The organism is Streptomyces sp. col6 (assembly GCF_008042035.1).
Lineage (GTDB): Bacteria > Actinomycetota > Actinomycetes > Streptomycetales > Streptomycetaceae > Streptomyces.
The window spans coordinates 154884-178785 of the sequence record NZ_RDBL01000009.1; the positions used below are offsets into that span (position 1 = coordinate 154884).

At 68.8% G+C, this 23902-nt stretch carries 19 protein-coding genes and 5 pseudogenes; 10 read left to right on the plus strand and 14 right to left on the minus strand.

The genetic code is table 11. The features are described 5' to 3' along the window. Positions 1-112: 112 nt before the first annotated feature. Positions 113-445, minus strand: a complete 333-nt coding sequence (locus EAO73_RS13590) for a trypco2 family protein (protein WP_147971795.1) — start codon at positions 443-445, stop codon at positions 113-115. A gap of 364 nt (positions 446-809) precedes the next feature. On the opposite strand from EAO73_RS13590, the gene EAO73_RS13595 reads away from it, so the two are divergent. Continuing rightward, positions 810-1016: a hypothetical protein gene (locus EAO73_RS13595; RefSeq protein ID WP_147971796.1), complete on the plus strand. Its 207-nt coding sequence runs from the start codon at positions 810-812 to the stop codon at positions 1014-1016. Between the two features lie 1761 nt (positions 1017-2777). Here EAO73_RS13595 and EAO73_RS13610 read toward each other — a convergent pair. Next, positions 2778-4412 carry an alkaline phosphatase D family protein gene (locus tag EAO73_RS13610; RefSeq protein WP_147971797.1) on the minus strand — a complete coding sequence of 545 codons (1635 nt, stop codon included), beginning with the start codon at positions 4410-4412 and terminating at the stop codon, positions 2778-2780. A gap of 90 nt (positions 4413-4502) precedes the next feature. Beyond that, positions 4503-4709: pseudogene (locus EAO73_RS13615) on the minus strand (hypothetical protein); the annotation flags it as partial. A 547-nt stretch (positions 4710-5256) separates the two neighbouring features. Here EAO73_RS13615 and EAO73_RS36510 point away from each other — a divergent pair. Further along, positions 5257-5421: a hypothetical protein gene (locus EAO73_RS36510; protein WP_224756323.1), complete on the plus strand. Its 165-nt coding sequence runs from the start codon at positions 5257-5259 to the stop codon at positions 5419-5421. Positions 5422-5676: 255 nt separating this feature from the next. Then, positions 5677-6597, plus strand: coding sequence for a hypothetical protein (locus EAO73_RS13635; protein ID WP_147971798.1), 921 nt, complete (start codon positions 5677-5679; stop codon positions 6595-6597). 256 nt (positions 6598-6853) lie between these two features. Here the strand turns inward: EAO73_RS13635 and EAO73_RS13640 are convergent, their stop codons facing one another. Beyond that, positions 6854-7363, minus strand: coding sequence for a MarR family winged helix-turn-helix transcriptional regulator (locus EAO73_RS13640; RefSeq protein WP_147971799.1), 510 nt, complete (start codon positions 7361-7363; stop codon positions 6854-6856). Between the two features lie 131 nt (positions 7364-7494). On the opposite strand from EAO73_RS13640, the gene EAO73_RS13645 reads away from it, so the two are divergent. After that, positions 7495-8520, plus strand: coding sequence for a zinc-binding dehydrogenase (locus EAO73_RS13645; RefSeq protein ID WP_147971800.1), 1026 nt, complete (start codon positions 7495-7497; stop codon positions 8518-8520). A 171-nt stretch (positions 8521-8691) separates the two neighbouring features. Here EAO73_RS13645 and EAO73_RS13650 read toward each other — a convergent pair. Continuing rightward, positions 8692-9498: pseudogene (locus EAO73_RS13650) on the minus strand (IS5 family transposase). A gap of 78 nt (positions 9499-9576) precedes the next feature. Beyond that, positions 9577-9989, minus strand: a pseudogene (locus EAO73_RS13655) (serine hydrolase domain-containing protein); the annotation flags it as partial. Between the two features lie 613 nt (positions 9990-10602). On the opposite strand from EAO73_RS13655, the gene EAO73_RS13660 reads away from it, so the two are divergent. Continuing rightward, positions 10603-11400, plus strand: a complete 798-nt coding sequence (locus EAO73_RS13660) for a hypothetical protein (protein WP_147971801.1) — start codon at positions 10603-10605, stop codon at positions 11398-11400. 959 nt (positions 11401-12359) lie between these two features. Here the strand turns inward: EAO73_RS13660 and EAO73_RS37105 are convergent. The 3 genes from EAO73_RS37105 to EAO73_RS13675 all read right to left on the minus strand — a co-directional run bounded on the left by EAO73_RS37105 (position 12360) and on the right by EAO73_RS13675 (position 14620). Further along, complete coding sequence (locus tag EAO73_RS37105) at positions 12360-12488, minus strand: LPFR motif small protein (RefSeq protein WP_263576300.1); 129 nt, start codon at positions 12486-12488, stop codon at positions 12360-12362. 149 nt (positions 12489-12637) lie between these two features. Continuing rightward, positions 12638-12994, minus strand: a complete 357-nt coding sequence (locus tag EAO73_RS13670; protein ID WP_147971803.1) for a hypothetical protein — start codon at positions 12992-12994, stop codon at positions 12638-12640. 564 nt (positions 12995-13558) lie between these two features. Next, on the minus strand, positions 13559-14620 hold the full coding sequence (locus EAO73_RS13675; protein WP_147971804.1) for a glycoside hydrolase family 19 protein: 1062 nt from the start codon (positions 14618-14620) through the stop codon (positions 13559-13561). A 1329-nt stretch (positions 14621-15949) separates the two neighbouring features. Here EAO73_RS13675 and EAO73_RS13680 point away from each other — a divergent pair. Continuing rightward, positions 15950-16159, plus strand: coding sequence for a hypothetical protein (locus tag EAO73_RS13680; RefSeq protein ID WP_147971805.1), 210 nt, complete (start codon positions 15950-15952; stop codon positions 16157-16159). A gap of 387 nt (positions 16160-16546) precedes the next feature. On the opposite strand, the gene EAO73_RS35905 is transcribed toward EAO73_RS13680, so the two are convergent. The 3 genes from EAO73_RS35905 to EAO73_RS13690 form a co-directional block, all read right to left on the minus strand. Then, complete coding sequence (locus EAO73_RS35905; protein ID WP_191134047.1) at positions 16547-16708, minus strand: hypothetical protein; 162 nt, start codon at positions 16706-16708, stop codon at positions 16547-16549. Positions 16709-16827: 119 nt separating this feature from the next. Continuing rightward, on the minus strand, positions 16828-17166 hold the full coding sequence (locus EAO73_RS13685; protein WP_191134048.1) for a hypothetical protein: 339 nt from the start codon (positions 17164-17166) through the stop codon (positions 16828-16830). After that, positions 17127-17459, minus strand: a complete 333-nt coding sequence (locus tag EAO73_RS13690) for a hypothetical protein (protein WP_147971807.1) — start codon at positions 17457-17459, stop codon at positions 17127-17129. The genes EAO73_RS13685 and EAO73_RS13690 overlap by 40 nt, the downstream gene beginning before the upstream one ends. A 119-nt stretch (positions 17460-17578) precedes the next feature. Here EAO73_RS13690 and EAO73_RS13695 point away from each other — a divergent pair. After that, positions 17579-17779 (plus strand): annotated as a pseudogene (locus EAO73_RS13695) (transposase); the annotation flags it as partial. A gap of 33 nt (positions 17780-17812) precedes the next feature. Here the strand turns inward: EAO73_RS13695 and EAO73_RS13700 are convergent. Then, positions 17813-19447, minus strand: coding sequence for a phosphodiester glycosidase family protein (locus EAO73_RS13700; RefSeq protein WP_224756281.1), 1635 nt, complete (start codon positions 19445-19447; stop codon positions 17813-17815). A 361-nt stretch (positions 19448-19808) separates the two neighbouring features. On the opposite strand from EAO73_RS13700, the gene EAO73_RS13705 reads away from it, so the two are divergent. The 3 genes and pseudogenes from EAO73_RS13705 to EAO73_RS36515 all read left to right on the plus strand — a co-directional run. Continuing rightward, positions 19809-20999 (plus strand): PP2C family protein-serine/threonine phosphatase, encoded by a 1191-nt coding sequence (locus EAO73_RS13705; RefSeq protein ID WP_147971809.1) that lies wholly within the window; start codon positions 19809-19811, stop codon positions 20997-20999. Between the two features lie 154 nt (positions 21000-21153). Continuing rightward, on the plus strand, positions 21154-22527 hold the full coding sequence (locus EAO73_RS13710) for a S41 family peptidase (protein ID WP_147971810.1): 1374 nt from the start codon (positions 21154-21156) through the stop codon (positions 22525-22527). 129 nt (positions 22528-22656) lie between these two features. Further along, positions 22657-22986: pseudogene (locus EAO73_RS36515) on the plus strand (transposase); the annotation flags it as partial. A gap of 454 nt (positions 22987-23440) precedes the next feature. Here EAO73_RS36515 and EAO73_RS13720 read toward each other — a convergent pair. Next, positions 23441-23779: a hypothetical protein gene (locus tag EAO73_RS13720; RefSeq protein ID WP_147971811.1), complete on the minus strand. Its 339-nt coding sequence runs from the start codon at positions 23777-23779 to the stop codon at positions 23441-23443. Positions 23780-23902: the final 123 nt, after the last annotated feature.

The window sequence follows — 23902 nt, forward strand, 5'->3', positions numbered from 1 at the left end:
CACCCAGCACACGACCCCGCTCCACGCCCGTCCCCTCCCACAGATCTCCCGCCCGCCCTGCATGCGCTGCCGGCCAGCCGCCCCGGGCAGACAGCCGGCGCGCCTCAGGCCCTCAGTCCGCGATGCGGTCCGACAGGTCCCCCGGACCTGCAGTGCGGTCCGGGGATCCGCTGACGAGCAGGTCACCGCCGTGTGCGCTCCTCGGCGTGAGCGTGAACGACACCCGGTGCGTGCGCCCACGCGACACCCCGGCCTGCGTCTCCGCGCCCACCGCCCACAGCTTGAACCCCGCCTTCGCCGACGCGTCGGCCCGCAGCTCGACCTCGAACTCCATCTCCACCGGCCCCACCGCGAACACCACATCCGGATGTGACCCGCCCCGCGCCGCCGCCGCGACCAGCTCGTCCCGCACCGCCGCCACCGCATCCACCAGAGGAATATCCACCGACCCCACCCCAATCCGACGAACCGTTACCGACCACACCGTAGAACCACCGGCACAACCATGGGGCGTGATCGAGACTGACGGTCTTACCTCCGGTGCCAGTTGGCCAACCACGCGAACCCGCGCACTGCGGGTGCTGCCGCCCATCCACCGAGCGCATACAAGCTCGGTGCATCAGTGCGCAAGACCGCGCCGCGCGGAGCCCCACCCGGCACCACCGCGACGTCACCGGTTCGGGTAATAGGCACCCGCCGGCGCCCGGCCTCGGGCAGGGGCGGGGGCCAGACAGTGGCAATCGAGCGCACTACGCCTGTGCGCGTGGTCTGTGAGAGCCGGGTGGGATCATGGAGAAGACCGAATTTCCTTGGGATCCGAGGAGTTCGGCGCCTCGCATCGGGGGCGCCCGGGTGCGGTGCCGGCCGAGAGCACGGAGCCGAAGCGGGTGATCTTCGATCTGGGCAGCGGCTCGTACTTCCACGAGACGAGCGACTGGTGGGTCTACGACGGCGACACCCCGCGCCCCCCACGCGACCTGGCTCTCCGCGCGAGCGGAGGTGAGCCGCTTCTGTAGTATCCGGCGACCCGCCGGTACCAGGTCAAGTCCGAAAAGTCGATCGCGCGTTGCTCCGTGTGTGGTGCGGCGGCATGAACTGACCGATAAATTCTGCGCGCGACGTGTCGTCGGTTCTGGACCACCTGAATGTTCTCGACACAGTCGTACCGGACGTGGCGGTCCGCATGGACTCCGACGGGGTCGCGGTCGTCGGCCACTCGATGGGCGGCCACCCATCTACTTGACAACGGAAGGCGCGCGGAAGGCCTCTCGTCGAATTCACCGATATCGAGCGCACCGCCCTCGACTACAACTGAGCCACACCCCAGTGCGCCGGTCCACCGCGTACCAGACCAGGCCGCCGGTGGGGTGAACAGCCCCCCGGGCAGCTGCCAGTTGTGACGACGGTAGCCGTTGTTCCCATGCCGCGCGAAGAGCCTCACTCGTCACTGCGCCGTCACCGCTCCTCGCCGACCAAGGTGAGATCACCCGACCCGCAGTGGTGGTACCAGCAGATCCGGACCATCGGCCGCCCAGAGGAATTGCGGGATTCGCACGCAGGGCAGTGCCATTCTTCGTCCCACTGTCGTTCACAGCGCCCACAGCTGAGCGCTGATCAGGTGATGTGCATCTCGGAGTGCCGCGCGCCGCTGCCTCAGTCGCTCTCTGCGAGGGAGCCTGAAAGAGCTGCGCCCGGGCCGACCCCGTTTGGCGAAAGCACGCCGGAGCTCCCGGGGCGGCGCCGTCACAGCAACGGCCCGGGAGCTTCGCTGACGAGCTGCGCGAGGCCCACCGTGCCCGGCTCGCAGCACGGCGCCTGGCCGTCGCCTGATGCCCGCACCGCATAGCCCGCGCCGCCGCGCCCGGATCGCGTTCTGCGACTCCGCCTCCAAGCAGCTGGACTCCATTACCAGCGAAACCTAGCTCCGCGCCTTGGACCGCGCCTTGGTCGCCCCTCCGTCGGCCGCGACGCCGGCGAACCCATCCCCGGCGACAGCACGGCCCGCGGCTGCGCCAGTGCATCGACGACATCGAATGAATCCGCCTGTGTACTGGGCGACCGCCCTGAAGACGGTGGTCGTGGTCGCCTTCATCGAGGTGTAGCAGCCGCTGCCGGTTTCGTGCTGGGGTCCATCTGCGCCCGCACCAGCACCGGCGCCCGGTGCCCCTCTTCATCGCTCCGCTGCTCGGCCGGACTGCCCATGAACTCCCGGGTCTGAAACGGCCGATCTGCCCCTTCACCCCGCCCGTCTCGTGGGCGCCCTCGATACGGCGCCGGCAGCAGAAGCCCTCGATCCCGAAGCGCAACCTGAACGCGATCCAGCGGTCGGCCTCCACCCTGGCTCGGCTCAGCCCCAGCACCCGGGCGGCGGCCTTCGGATCGTCGTAAGGGACCTTGCTTCGGGGGACTCCGCCCAGCGTCCGCAGCGCGTGGACGTGCCCTTCGAAGAAGGCTTCCTGGCCGCAAGAGGCGAGAAGGCGATGGACGGCCTTGCCCGAGCAGGACAGGCGGAACGAGAACAAATAACAGGTCACCAGCGAGCCGGATCGTGACGTCGCCGAAGTCGATCTCGGCCTCCATGCCGGGCTGGTGGGTCTGCGGCACGAATGCCGCGACCGGTGCTTTCCCCGACTCGATGAGGATCTGCGGCTTCCAGTCGGAGACGTAGCGCCGGACGTCGAGGCAGCGGACCCAGGGGAAACGCCTACGCGCCGCCCTCGACGAGGGGTGAATCCCCGGACTTGGTGAGGGCGGTCCGGTCCGGTGGGCCGCCCGCGTTACGCGAGCTCCCGGTCCGTGATCGTCCGCAGGGCGCTCGCCCCGGCACGGTCCGCCCGGGCCTGTTCCAGGCGCAGCCGCGCCGACCGGCCCCGGAAGGTCAGCGTCATGATCTGGTTGCCGAACCAGGGGCCGCCGGTCCTGCGCCAGCTCACCGACGGCGGCGCGCAGCGTCCGTGCCGGGCGATGTGCCGGCCGAGGGCCCGTGCCAGGGCGCTCCAGCCGAAGCGGAAGCCGAGGCGCATCGAGAGCGGCACGGAGTTGTGGACGGGCGAGCAGGTCAGCTGGGCCACCCGCGCGTCGGGCGCATGCCGCGGCCAGGACGGTTCGGCTATGTAGGCGTGGTGTACGTCGCCCGACAGCACGCTCACCGTCGCGGGCGCATCCGGTCCCGTACCGGCCTCGGCGATCAGGTCGCCCAGCGCGTCGAAGGAGGAGGGGAAGGCGGCCCAGTGCTCCAGGTCGGCCCCGCGCCGGAGCCGTTCCCCGCGCTCGGCCCAGCGCTCGCCGCGCTCGCCGCCGCACATCGCGGCGTTCCAGGCTTCGACGTCGTGCACCAGGTGGGGCAGCAGCCAGGGCAGGGAGGTGCCGATCAGCAGGTGGTCGTACGAGCCCCGCCCGTCCAGGATCTGCTCGCGCACCCAGGCGGCCTCCTCCGGGTCGAGCATCGAGCGGCGGTCCTCCGCCAGGACGCGGGCCGCGCGGGAGTCCACCATCAGCAGCCGGGTGCGGCCGAAGTCGCGCCGGTAGCTCCAGCGGACGGAGGCCGCGTCGGCGTCGGCCCGGGTGGCGAACTCGCGCAGGGCGGCGGTACCGTCGGGGGCCTCGCGGACGGCCGCGTACAGCGGGTCGGCGGCCAGCTCGGCCGGAGAGAGGTTGCCCAACTGCTGGTACACCCAGTACGACATGAGCCCGCTCAGCAGCCGCTCCTGCCACCAGTCGGTGGCCCGCATGTCAGTGAGCCAGGCGGCGGAGGTGTTCCAGTCGTCGATGACATCGTGGTCGTCGAAGATCATGCAGCTGGGCACGGTGGACAGCAGCCAGCGCACCTCCGGGTCGAGCCAGGACTCGAAGTAGAGGCGGGTGTACTCCTCGTAGTCGGCGACCTGGTCACCGGGCGGTTCGTCCAGGTCGCGGCGGTCGCCGATCCAGCTGCGGGTGGCGTCGGACACCTCGTCGGCGTACACCTGGTCGCCGAGCAGCAGCAGGACGTCGGGGCGGGCGCCCCCGGGGGCGGCCGCCATCCGGGCGGCGAGGGTGTCCAGGGCGTCCGGGCCCACCGGGTCCTTGCCGCCGGCCGGCGGCGCGGCCCAGCGGCAGGAGCCGAAGGCGACGTGCAGGCTGTCGTCGTCGGTGGGCGTGGCGATCACCGAGGGCGGGAAGGGCGAGTCGGGCGGCGGCCACACGCTCGCACCGTCGAGGAGTATCTCGTACGGCGTCGACGTGCCGGGGGTCAGGCCCTCCACCGGGACGAGGGCGTAGTGGTGGCCGGCCACGAGGAAGGTGCCGACCGTGCCCCGCGCCCCGTCGGCGCAGCGCACCTCGGCGGTGCAGGGGCCGCTCGTCTCGACCCAGACCGTCGCGCACGAACCGTCGGTGTACCTCAGCAGTGGGCCCAGACGCAGTCCCGCCATGATGATCCTCTCCTTCGTCGCCCCGTACGGTACGGGGCGACGAAGGCCGGTGGGAGGGGTCGGCGCCGAACGGAGGGCGGACGGCCGGCGTCAGCAGTTCGCGAGGGAGCCCAGCAGGGCGGACTTCTCCGCCGAGTCGACCGAGAGGTCGTAGTAGTACTTCACCTGCACCCAGGCGCGCACGTAGGTGCAGCGGTAGGCGCTGCGCGAGGGCATCCAGACGGCCGGGCCCTGGTCGCCCTCGGCCTGGTTGACGTTGTCGGTGACCGCGATGAGCTGGGGGCGGGTCAGGTCGTCCGGCCCGATCACGTCATGGGCGACAAGGGCTACAGCTCGAAAGCGATCGGTGTCGGTGCAAGATTCGCATGCCCCGCCACCAGCCCTCGTACTCGGCGCGGAGGAGCCGCAGGGCTTGTTCACCCGCAAGCCGCCGCAGAGCGCCCAGGCGCAGATGAAGTACCTGGTCAAGCAGCTCAAGGGCACCCTGGCCGTGGTACAGGCGCTCGGGGTCTCCCAGCGCATGGTGGAGCGGTACGGGGCCGGCAAGCTGAAGTGGCCCCGCGAGGACCTCCGGCGGTGCGCCGGTCGAAGACGTGCCCGAAGGCGTCGAGGAAGCCCGTCCAGGAGTGCACCTCGAACAGCAGGTCCGGCAGGTCGATCCTCGGCAGTATCGTCTCCGTGGTGGCCTTCAGCCAGGTCAGCGATTCCGGCTCGCCCACCGAGCTTGTCCACGCTCAGCCGGGCACGTCCCCCGCCTTCGGGGACGACGATCTCCACCCTCGCGTCGGCGCCGGCCTCTTCCAGGCGGTCGGCCATCTGCCGCCATGCCGCATCCAGCCCGCGCGTGAGCTGGGCCAGGTGCTCGTCGGCGTCCTCGGTCAGGGACAGGCCCGCGAGCGCGTCCGGGCGCATCGCCTCCCACCGCCGCTACGAATGCAAGGCCGACCACTTCCTCGCCCTCACCAGCATCGCCTGCACCCTCATCTGCTACCGCGGGCTCGCCGAATGAGATGTCTTCTCGCGAAGGCCCGGTGCCCCGACCAGTGGGTCGGGGCACCGGGCCTTCGGCGCTTACTACTCAGACCGGTACAGGCTCTCCAGGCCGGTGGCCGCCGCGCACGCGACCGGAGCAGCCTTCGCGAGCAGGCCCTTGTGAAGAGCGCCGATCCACGGTTGGGACGGCTGACCGAGTGGTTGGTACTGTCGTCTGATGGGCTGCTGGTCAGCGTATCTCGTACGCTTGGAGGACGGCTCCGTACGGGAGTTGTACGAGAAGTACGGCCGGTGGCACCTGGCCGGGGCCGAGGACCGTGCTTCTCTGGTGAAGAGGGTCCTGGGCGAGGGCAGGCCCGTCATCGGGGATCCGGAGACGGCGCGGTCCTGCCAGGGCATCGCCCTCGACCTGGCCACGCGTCGATACCGCTTCTACAGCTGCGCCCTGAGAATGCCGTGCGCGGGCGCCGCGCACCGAGAGAGCATGGCTCTGCACCTGGCGGGATCACCGGGCTGGGAGGGCTGGGACGTCGCTCATGCCTGGGGCGGCGATGAGGAGCTTCGCCGCGTCGTCCTCCCCGGGCCGCCGCCCGGACCCGTGGAGGACAGCCCGGTCGAGATCGACGTGGCCTCGCGCGACTACTGGTTCGTCGGCTGGGATCCGGAAGCCCGCACGATCACCGTTCGCCACGACAAGTCGATCGCCGACACCTTTGCCGGCGCGACGTGCCTCGTCAGCGTTATCGACGACGACACGGCCCTTGCCCACTGGCAATTGAACAACACCGTCGCCCCGCTACTAGCGCATCAGGGAGAGACCGTTGTTTGCGCCTTGGCCGCCGAGCCACCGTACCCCCTGGCCGCCGAGGACGCCGTGAGCAATGGCGCGGTCATCGACGTGCGTAGGCGTCGCCTCCGCTACTGGACTGCCGACGTCGTCCCGCCGGTATGCCTGGCACAGATGCGGGCGACGTGGCCGGGCTGGCAGGTTGAACGGCTGTCCTGGGGGCACCTGGGGCACCTCGCCGCGATCGGAGAACATTCCGGAGAACTGAGCATGACGGATGCCGAACTGTTCGATGCCAGCTGGGGCGCCGAGTTGATCGCTATGAGGAACCTTGCCCGTGATGCCTTGCCCGCCGAACCTCGTGGCCTGATCGCACCACAGGTGCTTGTGGTCGACCGGTGGTAAGGGTTCATGGGCCTGACATGCTGTCGGGTCCTCGCGTGCGCGGACCCGATCGCGTCGGGGTGCCAACGATGCGGCTGGTCGAAGACGTGCCTGGACGGGGGCTTCCGCCGGGGCTTTCGCTCGGGCTCTGTGCGACGCCTTGACCACCCGGCCCGGTGCGGCGATCCCGGCCGGCATCGCCGGCTCCGAGGGCGGCTCCGGCTGGCGCGGCGCCACCTGTATCCCCGGCGCCGCCGGGGTAGGGCGCCGGAACGGGTCAACGGCCGGGCCCATGGGCGGGTTCCGGGTCCGCCCCCGGGTCGGCGTCCGCGGCGGCGGAGGCCCGGAGTGCGACGGCGTCCCCCGCGCCGCGACCGGCCACCAGGGCGCGCAGGAACCCTCGGACTTGCTCCAGGTCGTGTCCTGTCGCCGCCTCGGCGATCCAGGCGTGCAGCCGGCCCTCGACAACGGCGACGCCTTCGGCGGCGCGGCGGCCGGCGTCCGTGAGCGTCAGTTCGACGTGACGGCGGTCGTGAGCGTCCACCTCGCGGTGCACGAACCCGGCCGTCACCAGCCGGTCGACGAGTCGGCTGGGGTTGCTGCCGCTCTCGCAGACCAACAGGGCGCCTAGCCCTGAGAGGCTGAGCGGCTGGCGCTCGGCCAGGAGCCTCAGCACCTCCCCTTGGGAGGGCGTGAGGCCCAATGGCCGCAGTTCCGACGCGAGTGCACGGTTTCCCTCGCGCTGCGCCGCAAGCACGAGCAGACGCACCTCCTCGACCTGCTCCATCCCGGAGTCCCTCCTCTTCGCCGTTCTCCTGTCACATCACGTTACACGTCATCCATTGACGAGCCATAGATGTCGTGTAATTTAATGTCGCATCATTCAATCAGGGCGAAGGCAAGTGAAGGGTGAAGCACATGCAGGACATCGTCTTCCGCAAGGTCGTCGCGGAGCGGTTCGGCGGGCCCGGGGTGCTGCGCACAGTGACCGCGGCCCTTCCGACGCCACCGCCCGGGCACGCTCGCGTCCGGGTGCTGGCCGCGGGGGTCGGGTTCACCGACCTGATGGCCCGCTCCGGTGACTACCTGCTGCAACGCCGGGCCCCGTTCACTCCGGGGTACGAACTCGCCGGAGAAATAGTGGACCTGAACCCGGACGGCCCGACGCCGCCGGGGCTCGGCACCGGGGTAGCCGTCGCCGCCGCACTCACCGCAATGGGCGCCTACGCCGAGTACGTCACGCTGCCACTGTGGCAGCTCGTGCCGCTGCCCGACGGACTGGAACCGCGGCTGGCCGCGGCCGTCCCGCTCGACCACCTCACCGCGCTGAGCCTGCTCGACACACACGGGCGCGTCGGCCACGGGGACGCCGTCCTCGTGCACGGCGCGAGCGGCGGCGTCGGGCAGGCCGTTGGAGCTCTGGGCCGGATGCGCGGCCTGCGGATGTACGGGACGGCCTCCGCTCAGGGCAGCCGCGAGGCGCTCGCCCGGTACGGCACGACCTTCATCGACTACCGGCATGAGGACTTCGAGGAGGTGCTGCGCGTACGCGAACCAGCGGGCGTCCGCGCGGTGTTCGACCATATCGGTGGCGCCAACCTCGGCAGGGGCTACCGCGTGCTGGGTCCAGGTGGCGTGCTCGTCAGCTACGCCTTCAGCGGGCGGCCCGGCCGCATGGTCGGCGACACGATGCGTGGCGCGGCGCGAGTGAAGCTCATGGGCCTGCGGCCGGGCCGGCGCACGGCGCTGAGCATGGTTCCGCGTGAGATCGCGGCGGACCACGAAGGGTACCGCTCCGCCCTTGCGGGACTGCTCGCCCTGGCCTCCCGCGGCGAGATCACCCCGCGCCTTGCCGCGGTCCGGCCAATGGAGGAGGCGGCAGACGTGCACGGTGCACTGGAGCGCCGGGAGATCAGCGGAAAGGTGGTCCTCGTGCCGCGGTGACCACCGCGCAGTCACGGCGCCCATGGAGGCCCCTCGACCCGGGTGGGGGCCGCTTGCGGTGGCGCGGCCTTGCCCAGCACCTCAAGGACGAGGTCGAGGAAAAGCCCGGCGTGCTCACACGCCACAGCGACCCATGGAACCAGTTCCCAGCGCCAGCTGTTCTAAGAGGAGCTAACACAATGCCTGGACTCGTCTGTAGGTGATCACGCAGCAGGCGAGTTTCAGGAAGGCTTCGCGGATGTCCCAGCGGATCCGCAGGCACCGGAAGCCGTGGATCCAGGCGCTTGTGCGTTCGGCGACCCAACGGACGGCACCCAGGCCGGAGCCGTGGCGGACTCCGCGACGGGCGATGACCGGTTTGATACCGCGCTTCCACAGCAGCCGGCGGTATTTGTCGTAGTCGTAGCCCCGGTCGGCGAACAGTTGGCTGGGCCGGTGACGGGGACGGCCGGTCCTGCCCCGAATGTGCGGGACGGCGTCGAGCAGGGCAGCAGCTGGGTGACGTCGTGGCGGTTGCCGCCGGTCAGGGTGATGGCGAGCGGTGTGCCGTGGGCGTCCGTGATGACATGGTGTTTCGAGCCGGGCCGGGCACGGTCGACCGGGCTCGGCCCGGTTTTGGGCCGCCCCGACGGGCCTGGTGGTGCGAACCGTCGATCACCGCCCTCGACCAGTCCGGTTTCCCGGCGCGGTCCGGTTCGGTCAGCAGCACCTGGTGCAGCCGGTCCCACACCCCGGCCTCGTGCCAGTCCCGAAGCCGTCGCCAGTAGGTCATCCCGGAACCGAAGCCGAGTTGCTGAGGCCCCACTCCCACTGGATTCCGGTATGCAGTACGAACAAGATCCCTTGCAGGCAGCGGCGATCGTCCAACGGCAGCCGTCCCGGACTCCGCGTCCGGCGCTGTCTGACCGGAAGCAAAGGCTCGATTCGCCCCCACAGGTCATCCGACACCACCCACGGAGGCCCCTTCCCCTTCCCCATGACCCACTCAACGAGCGCCCGGGGAAGCGGACATGGCCCCCAACAAAGCCTTCTGCTAGCCTTTCTAAGGCGCCAGATCCTCGTCTCGGCCAGCACGTCGAGCGGTTGGCCGGACAGGTGCTCGGCAAGGTAGCCGAGGATGAGGGCGGCCCGGTCGGTGTACTCGACGGCTTCGCCGGGTGGCCGGTTGAGGGCTTCGTGCAGAACCCCGCGGCGGACGGCGACGGGGTCGGTGCCGTAGAGGTTCTTCGGCTGGGCGCGAGGGGCAGACCGGCGGTATGGGTCAGAAGTTGGCCTGCGGTCACGGCCGTGAGCGAGTGACCGGTGACCTCATTCCAGAAGGTGCCGAGCTGTGCGTCCAGGTCAAGGGCGCTGTCGTCCCACAGGGCGCCGATAGAGGCCCAGACGGCGAGGATCTTGGTGAGGCTGGCAGCGTCGAATACGGTGTCCGGCCACATGCCCAACTCAGGTTCGTGAGGGTCCAGGACCCCGGCCGCGCCCGTTGCCCGGACTCGCCGGAGTCACCGACGGCCCCACACCGCACCTGGGTAGACCTTGTCGCGGACACCTTCGCTCAGCAGGTTCTCGATCTTGTCGCTGCGGTACGGCATTGGTCTTTCTCTTCCTGCGGGCATCCCGTCGGCCAGCGTAGTGAGCCTGCTCGGGGGAGTCGGGCAATGGCGTGCCGACGGTGGCCTCGGCGGGCTGGCCCGGTACTCGGGCCTTCTCGGCACGCACGGCATGGCCTGTGAGCAGCCGGCCCATCACGTCCTGGTGAACGGCGACGGCCCCGCTTCGCCCCCCAATCGGAGTCCTGTTCGCCCCCTCTTCCTGTGCGCGGAACTACGCGCCGGACCTTCCCCCGCCGGGCGCAGCTGACCCTGTGCCGGCCCGGCAAGGTCCGGTCCCTGCCCGGCTGGCCGGGTCAGCATTTGGGTAACCGTCTGACCTGCGCATTCGGTGGTCAGGGGCGGTGATCGGGACGGGGGTCTGGGACCGCGATCGCGCTGGAGGACCACCGGCCCAGCAACCGTCACACAGAAGTCGGAGGATGCGCATGAGCAATGCAGTCCAGTGTCAGTGCCATGCGCTTCACTGACCACCATGAAGCTCACGCAGATAGCGGTCAACGATCTGTTGGCTCAGCTCGGCCCGGCGAACGACCACATATATCTGCCCGGCGACCTGGACCCGCAAGTCCTGACCGACCTGCTCTCCGACAGATACGGAGCCCCACGCACCCTCGTCCTCGACGGCTTCACCGATCCGACGGTAGACGAGCTCGGCGGCGCGGGTCTTCTCGCCCCTTTCGGCGACCGTGCCGTGACGATGCGGGCCTGGGCCCATGGCGATCAGTGGGTCGGCATGGGTGCGGCGCGAGACGACGACGCCATCGAGCGGCCCGTGCTGGTGGTAGCTCACAGGCAGGTCTTGGAACCTTTGGCATTCGCTCCTCACGAGAACCCTGACTGGGTGGAGCGACTCGCACAGATCACCGGCTGGACTCAGCCGGCCCAGCAACCGGACACCCGTTGGGCGGATGTGGAGTCACGCCTGGGCACCAGGCTTCCGACCGACTACAAGCGCATGGTCACCACGTTCGGCGAGGGCGCCTTCGACGCATGGCTGAGCCTGAACCACGAGCCGTGGACGAGTCTCGAAGAGGAAGGGCTACTCATCTGGGCGGGCACCGAGCACGAGGACCTGTATTGCTGGCGGGTCAGCGGCGACGAACCTGACCAGTGGCCCGTCGTCGTCCGGACCATTGACGAGGGGGACGTCACCTTCGACTGTCAGGCCGCAGAGTTCGTCTGTCGCATCCTCATCGACCCGCACCACCGGTTCACAATGGCCCGCTACTTCGATACCCACTGGTTCATGAACTACCAGGAGAGCGACTGACCCACCCCGACCGCCCCTGGGCTCCGCAGCCACCTCTCCGACCCGAGGTGCTGCCACTGGCGCCCGCCGACTGCGGCCCCGACACACCTGCGGCGCCCGTCTGGCAGCCCGGCCAGCCGCAGACCAGCAGAACGCGGGAGGGCAGCGCTCCTCGGCGGGCGGATGCCGTACGGAGTCTTCAAAGGCCGAGCACAACATCATGCATCTCGACGACCATCCCCCACGCCACCGCCTCAACGCCACCCTGGATGACTTCGCCATCACTTTCCGAGGCATGACCGCGTATCCGGACGAGAGCAACTGCGTGCGTCATGGGGGCAGGCACAGGAGCTAGCCTCACGCTTTCATCAAGCGGGTGGGCAGGTAAACGAAAAGTGCCCCTGCCCAGCAAGAATGAGGATTGTTGAGGTACTTGTTTCGGCTCTAGCCGGAGGCGCTTCTCAGGTGAAGAAGCGTATCGGGCTTACCCGCGTGTCCGGATAGAGGGTGGCGGCCGGGCGGTGGTCTCTCAGGACGGGGGCGTGCTGCATTTACGCCACGGCGCCAGCGACGCTGAAATTGCGGTATCCAAGCCGGCCTTGCGGTCCGTCTCGACCATCCGATTCGGCGGCGTGTTCACCGACCCAGAAAGGGAGCTGGCGACGTGGCAGCCGACCGGCCCGCACTCGCCAGGCCGGATCGACGCGTCGTGCATCCTCGTGTACGGGCTGATCCTCGAGGCCAACGACGGTGCGATCGTCCACGCTCCGCTCCCGACGTCGCCGACATCGTCGGCGCCCCGGCATTTCCTGCCCTCTGCTGGCCCCTACGGCCGGAGGATCGTTAACGTACGAGCGCATTGTTAGGACCCCCTGGGCTGCACGCGGGGGCCCTGGGGTTGTCTCCTCCGGTCGTGGGCTCACGACCGGGCCCCGACGTCGGCTCTTCCCGCACAAAGGCTACTCTTTCGCCCTGCGCGCTCAGTGGTGACCATGGGCTGTGCTCGACGCACCGTTGAACAACCGCGCGATAGCGCGGAAGGGCAGGGTGACAACCGTGGCGATGGCACTACCAATGGAACGAAGCACGTCTGCAATGGCCTTCAGCATGAGAATTCCTCCGTTCAGTGACACCCCGGTGCCGGAGTGCCGCAAAGGTTGGTCAACGACCGCGTACCCGGGCCCTTGGCGCGAAAACCCAAGGCATGGTGGGGCCGGACTGCGTTTGAAGGCGTCCGGCGGCCTCCCGAGCTGTTGTGTTAGTTGTTGTCGGGGAGGTCGTCCTGACCTTCATCAAGCTGCTCCGCCTCATCGAGGGTCTGTTCCAGACGCCTGCGCATGGCCCCCTGCCGTGCGAGGAAGGGACTGGTCAGGAAGGTTAGGTCTCTGCAGACGTGCGAAATCAGAGCGGCTGAGGTTGGAGAAGAGCGGATATGGCGCGCGAGAGCAGTCTCCAACGGCGCTTCCGGTGCAAGCGGCACCAAGGGGACGGGCTCCGGCACCTTGCTGACGTCCTCGGCCGTGATGGGGTGCGACTGTTCGACGGCGAGGACGGTCTTCCCCTTACTGAACGCAGTAGGAATGCCGTAATGCAGTCCATCAGGCGGCTGGAGCACTTCCCAGCAACCATCATCGCTGACTCCGGGCAGTTGCAGGACGTCATCAGATCGCGGCGTCGCGAGCCCCGGTCTTCTCGCCGCCGGCCAACTGCTTGCAAGGGGCCAGGTGATCCACTTCCCGCCACAACGCGTCCTGGTACGCCTGCCGGCTTGTCTGCATCACCTCAACTATCGCGGTGTACCGGTTGCGCCAGTGGCCGCGACACGCTCCGGTGCGTGCGGAACGCCTGGTGGCGGGCCGCGACCTGGCGCAAGAGCAACGGGGAACAACTCTCTCGACGCTGGTTCGAGCGATGGTGACCTCGCCGACTCCGCCCGAGCCCGGTCCGTCGGCGGCGGTCGGCACTGTTCCGGCACAGCCGGAAGCGTAGAAGCGCCGAGCACCTGTGGCCTACCCGACGGAACGCCGTGGGGAACGGCGGCCCGCGACACCTTCTTCGGCCCCAGCAGCGTGCTGGTGGGCTTGCACGGCCGTCGCGTCCACCGACAGTCCCAGTCAATCAACTTGTTGCGTCGGCGCCACATGCGACAGGCATGCGGCGCCGACGCAAGCCGGGGCGGTCAGCAGCTGAGGTTGCTGCCGGTGGGGACGCCGAGGAGGGAGGTAAAGCTCTGGTAAGTGTTGATGCGGCTTTGGACCTGGGCGGGGTTGCCGCCGTTGCACTCGATCGAGCCGTTGATGGAGCGGATCGTCTCACCGAAGCCGGCGCCGTTCACCATGGCGTTGTGGGGGGTCATGGTGCCGGGGCCGCTCTGGGTGTTCCAGTACCAGAGGCCGGTCTTCCAGGCCACGGCCGCGTCCGTCTGCACCAGGTTCGGGTTGTGCAGCAGGTCGATGCCGAGCGCGTCGCCCGCGGCCTTGTAGTTGAAGTTCCAGCTGAGCTGGATCGGCCCGCGCCCGTAGTACGCGGCCTGGCCCGCCGGGCAGCCGTAGGGCTGGCTGCTGTCGCAGTAGTGCGGGTAGTTGGCGGTGTTCTGCTCGACGATGTACACCAGCCCGCCGGTCTCGTGGCTGACGTTGGCGAGGAAGGCCGCAGCCTCCTGCTTCTTGACGGTGTCACTGCCGGTGTTGGCGAAACCCGGGTACGCCTTCAGCGCGGCGACCAGCCCGCTGTACGTGTAGAAGGAACTACGGCCGGGGAACATCTGGTTGAACTGCGCCTCACTGACCACAAAACCCGAAGGCGTGCCCGGGTCCGTGCCGCCGCCGGTGCAGCTGTACGGGTCCCAGTACCAGGTGCTGATCGTGGGGTCGTAGCCCGGGTTGTCGTGCGACGCCTTGTAGTAGTTGCCGTTGGTGTATTTGACGATGTCGCCGGCCACGTAGGCGCGGCCCGCGGCCCAGTCCGGGTAGGCGCAACTACCGGTTCCGCCGCCGGAGCCGCAGGTGCCCAGGTCGGCCCATACCTGCGCCGCGCCCGGGGTCTCGCCCTGGGTCCACCACTTCGCCTGCCAGTTGTGGCCCTGGTACGAGGCGCTCATGCCGCCGGTGTAGACCGATGAGGAGTTCCAGCCTGACGCGCACGTCGCGGCAGAGGCAGGGGAAGCCATCGGACTGAGCACAGCAAGGCCCAGCGCCATGGCGAGCGCGGCGAAGAGTGCGAAGAGACGGTGTCTGGACATACGGCCACTCCTTCAGGGGGTTGAGTGGGACGAGACAGACACAAGCAATATGGTCTGGACCTGTCAAGGTCTAGACCAGAACTGCGCTCGAACCGCGCTCCATTTCCCCGCTCCCCGACCGGGCGCGCCGCCCCGGACGGCGCCCCTTGCAGGATGGGGCTGGACTCCCGCGGCTGCGCACCTTCGACGGAGGCGATCCACCGCCGGTCGGGCACGGGGAAGTCGGCGGTGCAAGTCATCCGCTCCGCCGCTGGCGCCCCAAGGCTGGGCTTGGTAGCGGTGTGGCGGCGGGAATGGCGGAGCAGGGCCCGCTCGGCGACGGCGTTGTCCAAGTCGTGGGGGAGCGCGCAGCGGCGCAAAGTTTCCAGCAGGTGCCGACACGCTTCGGCCAGGATGTGACGCCGGGAGAACTTCTCGCGGAGAGTGAAATCGACCGCGGCGACGTCGAGGGCGGCGAGCGTCACGTCCGCGGCAGGATTCACCCGCGCCCGCATCGCCGCCGCCCCCAGGCTTGGCACTTCTCCAGAAGGCCGTCGATCAGCTCCTGTCCGGAGCGGAGGATCACGAAGGCGCGCCACCATGCGAACAGCTGCGCGAGGGGTTTCGGGTTCTTCTTCGCGGGCCGGGTCTCCTGCGCCGGCCGCCGGCCCAAGGCGTCACAGCCGCGCTCGCCGGGCAGGTGGCCGTGATCCCTACGTACGGGTCGGTGAGCGCTTCCAGGGCGTCTTCGATGCGCTGGCGGCGGGGCGCCCACCAGTTGATGAGGTCCTCGGGCGCTCGGGCGATCTCCAGGACCGGGCGCAGGCCGGGCGTGAGCTCGCGCGGCGCCGTTGCCAGCCCGAGGGTCTCGCATACCTCGTTTGTCACCACCGACCTGAACCGCCTCACCCCGGAACAGCTCCACCATTTCCACCGGGCTGTAGATGATCTCCTTCGACCTGTGGAACGGCACCGAGCTTGGATCCGACTCGCCATGGCTCCCGGATCGGGAAGTCCCGTTGCTTCTCGCGGTGCGCTGTGGTGATGGCCTGTTCGCCGATTAATTCACGTTCACACCTGAAGGTCGACGCCGGCGCCCGAAGATCGCCTGGCACTGCCGATTCGCTTCTCGTCTCAAGTGAACCGGCTGGGGTGGAATCAGGTCAGTGGGACGCGGGCATGCTGAGCACCGGGGCGTATCTCATCGCCCCGGTGAGCGCGTACGGGCCGGGCGGCCGTGCCGACTGCGCACCGGTGCGCGTCCGGGGAAGCGACGTCGCCTTACCCTTGCGCCGGCCTGACGGCGCTGCTCGGATCGCCGGGACGATGTCGCTGGAGCACGCTGGTTGTATGAGTGCGCCCATCGTCATCCACCGCCCTTCCCTCACCGGCGGGCGCCGGGTCACCATCCGCGGGGAGATCGCCGGCCTCGCCCACGACGATCACGACGTCGTCGAGTTCCTGCGCAGGGCCGGCCTGCCCGACGCCGAGCAGCTCTTGGACGACACCTCATGGGTGCAGTGGCGCGGCGGTCGCGCGCATCGCTACGAGGCGGCGTAGCGGTGCGCGCGGCGGCCGGTGCTTCCGGGTTGCGCCTGCGGTTCTGAGCCGTGATCGTCAGTAGCCTCCGGCTCGGGCGGATGACACACGCGTCCCCGTATTGATGGCAGCAGCGGGTTGCTGAGGCCGGGGCGGGGGCGGGCTACGTCTACCGCGAGCTGGGGGGCGGATCGCTGGACGGACAGTTGCTCGACGTCACCGGCTGGGACTCGGGCATCCTGACCGGCAGGGCCCGCCTCGAACCCGTCTCAGGCACCAGGGGCGGGCCGTTCGTCCGGGAGGGCGCAACGTCCCTGACCCCGGCCGCGCACCCTGCCCGCGGGCCAGCGCTTCCGGGAGCGAAGTTGCCCGGGGCATTGGCTGTTCCTGCGGTACAGCACCCGGTGATCACCGCCCGCCGAAGCACATGCCCGCTCCGAGCGCGCTGACCGCACTGCCGATCATGGCGAGCAGCCGGTAGGGGACGCGCTCGACAACCATGTGCACTCCGCCCCAGTGCAGTTCCAGGAACGAGTGAGCGGGCTTGCGCAGCGGGCGTTTCGGTGTCATGAGGGCCTCCGGATCATGAGGTGGCGGGCCCCATGTCGTGAACGATCCGTGACTTCCACGGTGTACCCGAGACCCTTCCGGGGCAAACCCTGAAAATGGGCGCGGGAAATTCCTGCCGACTAATTCAACGAGAGGCGTGCCATTGTTTTTGAATATATATCTTGGAGTCCTTTGGTGACTATGTTCTGTAATCTTTGATCGCCGGCATCGACGTCCTGCGCGCAGGATTGGAAGGGCGACGCAAATCGGCGAAAGGGCTTGGGCAATCCACCAGATACGGCTGCCGTCCGTCGTTCGAACGACGGTGGCGAGCCGCAGAGGGCGCGGGCTTCGACGATGGCCTCGATGAGCATCTGGTTCTGCGGCCGGCCGAAGCGCCGGAAGACCGCTCCGGCCGAGCCATGCTCCTGGAGCTGCTTCATGCCGGTGACCACAACGGGCAACTTGCCTTCGTACATGTGGAAGCCCCCTCGTACGCGGTGCCCTTCCAGCGTCGCTCGGTCAGCTCGGCAAGCTGCGCTATGACGGCGTTGGGGTTTCGCGGGCCGGTCCGGTTGGAGACGAGCAGCAGCGGCGGGTGCGGCCGGTCGCCGTGGCGGCCGTCGGGCACCCACCAGCGGGTGCGCCACATCGGCCGCTCTTTGCCGTCGACGTCTTTCACCTTGCGCCGGCAGAAGCGCATGTACTTGTCGATCTTCGCGGCGAGGAGCTGAGCGGACTCGAAGCAGTTGTCGATCTCCACAAAGAACACCGGTACTCCTCCTCGGGCGCGGTGATGACGATGTCGCCTGGGCGCCGCACTTGCCGGGATCGGGCCAGGTGCCGGTTGCAGGCAGCTTTGCCTCGTTGACCGTCATCGGGTGGGAGGCCCTCCGCATCGCCCGCAAGGGAATCGAGTCCAGCGAACGCTTGGGGCACCGGCGATGGGCCATCGAACGCACCATCTCCTGGCTCACCGGTTACCGCGCACTCAACCACCGATACAAACGCCAACCCCGCAACTACCTGGCCTTTCTCGGCCTCGCCACAGCACTCAGCTGCTACAAACGACTCGCCCGACTCGCCACATAGGACACGGTCTGCAATATCGGCCGCGACCGCCTCCTATCGCTTGGGCAGGATCAGCAGGGCGTCTCCGACCGGGCGTTCGCCGCTCGCGTCGGAGGGACGGTTGACGACCTGACCGTCCACGACCATGGTCGTGGAGCCACCGCCGTCGAGGTTGACGGCCTCGCGCAGGCCCAGGGAGCGGGCGACTGCGGCGCTCTCGGGGATGCTCAGGCCGAGGGATTCGGTGCTGCGGCCGTCGGCGGTGACGAGGATGGTACGTCCGGCGGCGTCGACGCCCGCGAGGGTACGCGGGTTGCGCTTGAGGACCCAGCCGTAGTCGAAGCTCGGGTTGCCTGGCTGGACCATGCCGTCGGTGGCGGCGGTGATGTGGATGCGGCCGTTACGGACGAGTTCGGGCCCGCCGTTGACGACGTCGGTACGCCGCGAGGGAGCATACGGCCGCCCGTCGCCGTCCCGGAGTGTGCCGCGTACGCGGAGGCGGTCGCCGACATGGGCGAACGCCATGAGGTCGGTGACGGCATCGCCCGTGGCCTGGACGGAACTGCCGTCCTTCGGCAGGGCGCCGCCGCGCGGTGAGCGCACCTCCCGTACCCGTCCGGTGTGGTCCAGGATCGCTTCGAGGCCCTCGCCGGGCGGGGTCGACGCGCCGAACTGCGGCGTGAAGGCGACGAGTTCGGCCTGGTCGGTGCACGTGGTGTCGTGCAGGGGGCGGTGGGTGGGCCGGTCGTCAGCGGTGCCGCCGCAGTTGCGGATCAGGCCGGGGACGCGGTTGACGCCGTCGAGGGGGCGCATGGTGCCGTGGCCGGTGACGGTGCCCTTCCAGGTGAGGCGGGTGACGTGACTACCGCTGCCGTTGTCCCGGACGACGAGTGCAGGGCGGCCGTTGACGGCCTCGCTCAGCAGGCGGCCGTCGTAGATGCCGACGCCTGCGGGGTCGCCGGGGGCGCCGGAGCGCGGATCGAGGACGAAGAACCCGGCGTTGACGGCAGCACTCGCGCCCTGGGCGGCAGCGAGTGCGCTGGTCGTCTCGCGGCGCTCCAGATCCGGCCCGTAGGAGGCGGTCAGGGAGCCGTCAAAGGTCCGGGGGTCGATGGTCAGGACGTCGATCCGCCAGCGCCCCTTGTCGGTGCTGGCGCCGTCCCAGCCGGTGTAGACGGCGGAGCCGGTGTGTCCGGCAGTCCGCAGGCGGGTACGTACGGCGTTCGCGGCGGCCTCGGTGTCGTACGTGCCGACGCGAACACGGCTGCCGAGGGTGCCGCCGGGGTGGTCGGCGACGGCGGGGGCGCGGACCTGCTCCGTGCGGGCGTCGAAGCCCTCGGCGCGCAACGTGGCCGTCAGTTCGCGGGCACTGGCGGTGTCCCTGATGACGGCCGGGGGCGCGTCGGGGTCCGGAGAGGCGGCGCCGCCGGGGATGGAGACTTCGACGGTCCACGGGAGCGCGGCCGTGTCGGCCCCGCGCACGATCCGGGTGAGGGTCACGCCGGGCTGGAGAGTGCGAGTGGTGCGGGTCTCGGTCAGCCCCGGCGCACCGAGCGGCAGCCCTTTCCCCCGCGTCGGCCCGGCCTCCGTCCGGCCTTCCCCCGGCTGCGACGCGGCCGGAGTGGGCGCGGAGCCCAGCGTGGTGAGCACTGTCAGGACGGCTGCGGCACCGAGCAGTCTGCTGTTCACAAGACCCCCTGGACATGACCTTGGCGCATACGGGCGAAGCAACCGTGCGGGGCCCAGGGCACACCGGTCAAGGCGTGCGCACCACATTCACCGCGCCGTGCGGTCAGAGTCATGCGGCGGCCACGTCCCCGTACGGCTCGCGACCAGGGGAGGATGCGGCGGGCCCCGGCCCGGCGGTTCGAGGTACACGCCGAACCCGTGCCGCGCGCCGGTCGCGCACACCTCTCCGAAACTGACGAACGGACCGCAACAGGACGAAGCGTTAACGACGCGAGGGCTGCACATTGTGGCGTGAGTCACATCATCGCGATGTCTTTCATGTCAGTGGGCAAACGAGTCTCCAACCAAAAGGGAGGCTGACGTGGTAGGCGATCGAATCGGACTGGCTGAGGTGCTTGAAGCGGCAGAGGCCGCCGCGCCTGTGGCTTCGCTGGACGTCGTGGCGAGGAATCTGCGCGAGCGGTTCGGCGCACGGTACGTCTCGTTCCTGTTCGTCGACATCGTAGGCCAGCGCCTGCTTCGAGTCAGCGAGCAGTCCATCGCTCCCCACGAGCGCCGCGCCGACGAAGTTCCCTTCGACGACAGCATTTACGACGAGGTGCTGCGCACCCAAAAGGTGGTGCACGAGCCGCAGGGTGAGCGCGGGCAGCGAGTGCTCGCCCCGGTAACGAATCGGGGGGACACCGTCGGTGTGCTGGAACTGTTCCTCACCCGGGTCCCGCAGGGCGTGCTAGCGCAAATCGAGGAAGTCGCGCACGCACTGGCCTACGTCATCGTCACCGACCGCCGCTTCACCGACCTCTACCACTGGGGCAACCGCACCACATCTGTCAGCCTGGCCGCAGAGATCCAACGCCAGCTCCTGCCCTCGGCCTCCGCCTGCGAGGCCACCGAATTCGCCCTCGCAGGAGCCCTGGTCCCAGCCTCAGACATCGCCGGCGACACCTTCGACTACTCCCTCGACCAAGACACCCTCCACCTGTCCATCACCGACGCCATGGGCCACGACGTCGACGCCGCCCTCATGGCCACCCTCCTGGTCAACGCCTCGCGCGGCGCACGCCGCGCCGGAGCTGATCTCGCCGAACAGGCCCATCGAACCCACCAAGCCCTGCTCGAACACGGACGAAGAACCTTCGCAACCGGGCAGCTGCTGCGCATCGCCCTCAACGGCAGCAGCGCCCAGCTCGTCAACGCCGGCCACCCCTGGCCCCTGCGGCTGCGCGAGGGCACCGTCGAGGAGGTGCGCCTGGCCGTGAACCTGCCCTTCGGGGTTCCAGCACATGGCACCTATCAGGTGCAGGACATCGACCTGCGCCCCGGCGACCGCCTCGTTCTGTACACCGACGGCATGCAGGAACGCCAGGCACAGAAAGTCGACCTCCCCGGCCTCATCCTCGACACCGCCACCGAGCACCCGCGTGAGGTCGCACGACACCTGGCCACCGCGGTCACCGACGCCTGCAACAACAATCCGCAGGACGATGCCACCGCCCTGTGCCTGGACTGGCACGGACCACACGGCAGACCGGCACCGTACGGACGTGCCTGACGGTCGGTCCCCGATCGCGATCACCCTCGGGCATTGCCGATGGCGGGGGCTGGCCCCACCTTCGATCAACCGGACAGCCGGATGGCCGGGAGAACGCTGTGTCGGCGACGGTGGGGCTGACCCTGAGCAAGTCGCCTACAGAGAAGGCAAGATCGTGCGCATTGTCACGGCCACCGCCGTCGCACTGACCCTCGCCGGCCAAGCCGCCCCGGCCGCCACCGTCCACCAGCCGACCACCGACGGAATCTGGCGCATGGACGGCTACGGCACAGTGCTCTCCATCCGGAATGGAACCTTCCAGGAGTACCAGACCACCGCCGTCAGCTGCCTCAAGGGCGACTCCGCACAGCAGACCGGCCCCGGCACCTACACCACACCCGATGGCACTGTCCTCACTGTGCGCACCCAAGGAAGCCGCGACCGCGGGTCCATGCGGGTGGACGGCTCCGTCGGCGACCGGAACCTGCGCCGGATCCCGGAGTTGCCCGACGCCTGCACGCGTCCCGCCCGCAAGGGTCCGCTCGCTGCCTTTGACGTCTTCTGGCAGTCCTTCGAGGAGAACTACCCCTTCTTTTCCGCCAAGGGCATCGACTGGCACGCCCTACGCGACCATTACCGCCCCAGGGTGCACGCGAAAACAACCAGGGACGAGCTCTACGTCGTGTTCAGCGAGATGGTCAAGCCGCTCTACGACGCCCACGTCGCCGTTCAGGACGGCGACCGTGTCTTCGCACAGGTTCGCCCCGGCACCGTCCTGCCCACCCAGGAGTTGGACACCAAGGTCAAGAAGTTCATCGTGGCGCACGACCTCAAGGACGCCCGAAACCTCCAGGACTTCGCCAACGGACGGATCACCTACGCCGACCTCCCCGGCGGGCAGAGCTATCTGCGGATCTCCGGCTTCGGCGGATACGCAAGCGATGCTGCCCCCGCCGCCCAGCTGGCCGAGCTCGACAGGGCGCTGGACACGGTCCTCGACCAGGAGCGCACCCAGCGCCTGAAGGGCCTGGTCATCGACCTGCGGATCAATGGCGGCGGCTCCGACGCCCTGGGAATCCACATCGCCGAGCACCTCACCGACACCCCCTACCTCGCCTACTCCAAGCGGGCCCGCAACAACCCCGCAGACCCCACCCGGCACACTCGCCCCCAGCCCGCGTATGTCACGCCCGCCCATGGCCCCCGCTACACCGGGCCGGTCGCCGTGCTGACCGGCGGCTCGACCGTCAGCGCGGGGGAGACGTTCACCCAAGCCCTCATGGACCGGCCCGGCAAGACGGTCCGGATCGGGCAGCCCACACAGGGCGTCTTCTCGGACGTCATGCAGCGCAAGCTCCCCAACGGCATGTCGGCCTGGCTACCGAACGAGGAGTTCCTGGCCGGCTCGGGCAGGACCTTCGACGGCACAGGCATTCCGCCGCACCTCATCGAGCCGGTCTTCACCAAGCACGAGTTCGACAAGAAGAGAGACTCGGCCTTCGACAGGGCTCTGAACGTCCTGCGGAACTACGGCGGCACCACAAGCTGACACAGGAGCAGCGGGACTGGGGGAGAGCCCGCTGCTGGTCACGGAAAGTCACACGCTCAGCAGCACCAACAACTTGCGACACTGGGACTGTAAAAGGATCGGTGTAACTCCTGATCAAGGAAGATGTCGATGACCAGCGACGACGGGACCGAGGCCGAGTCCGTCAAGGCCGCTGAGTCGCAGCCGGCGAAGAAGGTGGACGACCAGCTCATCGACGAGTTGGTCGGCCGAGCTCAGGCAGAGGGTCTGCAGCTGACCGGCGAGAGTGGGCTGCTCCAGCGGCTGACCAAGCGGCTCCTGGAGTCCGCCCCGGCGGGCGAGATCACCGACCACCTCGGCATCGACGCGATCCGCGACGGCGCGGTGGCGAACCGGCCCATCTACGTGGCCCTGGCCGTCACCGTCGAGAGCCGACGGGACATTCTGGGGCTGTGGGCCGGCGATGGGGGCGAGGGCGCACCGGCTGGCCGTGACACGGAAGTCCGGATCGGTCTGTATGTAGACGTGCCCGATACGGACGAACCCCGCCTGGAGCAGGCGCCCGTCGTCCCTGCGGACGTACAGCTCGAACGTGGTCACATGGGTGTAGTCGTCCCAGCTGTCCTTGATGAGGAATGCTCCGTCCTGGTTCGGCGTCGGAGACTGCTTGTAGTCCAGGACGCCGAACAGCACGGTGACCTCATTCTCCAGCGTTCTCGGCGCACCAGCCGAAGAGATCTCTTTGCGACGCAGTTTCGTTCTGTCGGACGAGCTTCAGGAGTTCATCGTTGCTCAGTTCCTCCTGGACGCCTGGGTGGTCGTACGGAACAGGCCCCGGCGTACAGCCCGAATCGTCTGCCGCTACCTGCGTCTTTACCTTCGACTACCTGCGAGAGGCCTCTGGCCTGCCCCTCGGATGATGTTCTGATCGCGGCTATTTCCATACCACGGCCACAACTGCCGCAGCTGCCGTGAATGTCGCTACCGTATAGAAGGTCCAGATCTGCTTATTGCGCATGCCTACCAGCGCTGTCACCGCCACCAGGATATCCAGGGCCAGTTTCACTCCCATCTTGGCATGGGGAACAGACAGGTCCAGTGATATGCGGGTCCAGATCAGCCCGGCGCCCGTAACCAGCTGAACGACCGCGCTGGTCACCATGTAGGTGTCAGTGACCGGGTCTTTTCCCCGCACCTGGTAGAAGATTCCGCCCAGGAGAGCGGCGAATCCGAAAAGGTGAAAGACGAGGAATGTGTAGCGAAGGGATTCCATGAGAGTGATCTTTCCGTAGAGGCAGAACGGACTGTCTGCCTTGTGCGGGCAACTCAGCTGATTCCGCGTCCCCTTGGCGCAGGGCGTCGGTACTCGGCCAGACAGGGTGGAGCGAACACGGCG

Bases quoted from the DNA above. Each gene is read 5' to 3' on its own strand.
- EAO73_RS13610 (WP_147971797.1), bottom strand. From the start codon at position 4,412: ATGGCGGGACTGCGTCTGGGCCCACTGCTGAGGTACACCGACGGTTCG.
- EAO73_RS13640 (WP_147971799.1), bottom strand. From the start codon at position 7,363: ATGGAGCAGGTCGAGGAGGTGCGTCTGCTCGTGCTTGCGGCGCAGCGC.
- EAO73_RS13645 (WP_147971800.1), top strand. From the start codon at position 7,495: ATGCAGGACATCGTCTTCCGCAAGGTCGTCGCGGAGCGGTTCGGCGGG.
- EAO73_RS13660 (WP_147971801.1), top strand. From the start codon at position 10,603: ATGAAGCTCACGCAGATAGCGGTCAACGATCTGTTGGCTCAGCTCGGC.
- EAO73_RS37105 (WP_263576300.1), bottom strand. From the start codon at position 12,488: ATGCTGAAGGCCATTGCAGACGTGCTTCGTTCCATTGGTAGTGCCATC.
- EAO73_RS13675 (WP_147971804.1), bottom strand. From the start codon at position 14,620: ATGTCCAGACACCGTCTCTTCGCACTCTTCGCCGCGCTCGCCATGGCG.
- EAO73_RS13680 (WP_147971805.1), top strand. From the start codon at position 15,950: ATGAGTGCGCCCATCGTCATCCACCGCCCTTCCCTCACCGGCGGGCGC.
- EAO73_RS35905 (WP_191134047.1), bottom strand. From the start codon at position 16,708: ATGACACCGAAACGCCCGCTGCGCAAGCCCGCTCACTCGTTCCTGGAA.
- EAO73_RS13685 (WP_191134048.1), bottom strand. From the start codon at position 17,166: ATGTACGAAGGCAAGTTGCCCGTTGTGGTCACCGGCATGAAGCAGCTC.
- EAO73_RS13720 (WP_147971811.1), bottom strand. From the start codon at position 23,779: ATGGAATCCCTTCGCTACACATTCCTCGTCTTTCACCTTTTCGGATTC.